Origin of the sequence: Kinneretia sp. DJ1R-11, from assembly GCF_025717595.1 — a bacterium.
Classification (GTDB): domain Bacteria; phylum Pseudomonadota; class Gammaproteobacteria; order Burkholderiales; family Burkholderiaceae_C; genus Paucibacter_A.
On record NZ_JAJIRR010000049.1, the window covers coordinates 1 to 886 of the forward strand.

General features: G+C 57.7%; 1 protein-coding gene. It reads left to right on the forward strand.

The genetic code is table 11. The annotated features are described in order from the left end of the window. A partial coding sequence (locus tag LNV23_RS23860) for a PEP-CTERM sorting domain-containing protein (protein WP_263565242.1) occupies positions 1-783 on the forward strand: 783 nt, incomplete at its 5' end. Positions 784-886 lie beyond the last annotated feature (103 nt).

Consider the following 886-nt stretch of genomic DNA (forward strand, 5'->3'; position numbering starts at 1 on the left):
GTGTGGTTGGGGATTTCGGGTTATTGGACAACCTCGTTAGGGCGCCTCAACAGCGAGAATGGAGGTCACAAGTCTGCTAGAACCAGCCCGCTAGCAGCCTTCGTCGTCAAGGGCTACTCAAACAAACGTCAAGGAGGATCAATGAAGGTCTCAATTGCTAGAGCAGCATTCGCCGCGCTTGTCTGCGGCAGTGCCTCAATCTCTCATGCAGCACTGCCTCTCACCATCAATCCAACCAGCGATGGCTCGCTATACACGTGCTCCGGCTGCAATGTCGTGTCGGACGGGGCGTATGTCCTGGCGTCCGGCTACATACAGGGGGCAGTGAAGTTCTCCTCCGCCCCGATTACAGGACCGGTCACACAGGCAGTCTTGACGTTGAACCCATACGGATTGCCTCTCTGGGGAACGAATGTCGACGTCTACGGTTACGGGACCACCATTGGCCAACTGGACGTAACCGATGCCAACGCTGGAACGTTTCTCGGAACTCTTGTCCTGCCCTCCAACCTCGGGTACGGTCAAGACGCGTTCTTTGACGTCACTGCGTTTGTGGCCAACACTACCGCCCCCTTCCTTGCGTTCAACTTGCGCACCACCGGTACGGATGTATTCAGTTCCATGGAGTACAACTATGGTCATCCGTCCCAGTTGCTCGTAACCACTGCTGCTGTACCCGAACCTACCCAGGCAGCCCTATTGGCCGCCGGACTGTTCGCTGTCTATGGCCTTTCGCGCCGGCGGTTGACTCCCCCTCGAACCCCTCGACAAACGGCGCCCTAACCCTTCCATCGAGGGGACGTCCACAAGCAAGCTTCGCTTGCTTGCGGCCGCCCCTCATGTCAAACGTTGAGGCTGTAAAAAAACTCCCCACCGGGTCCACCCC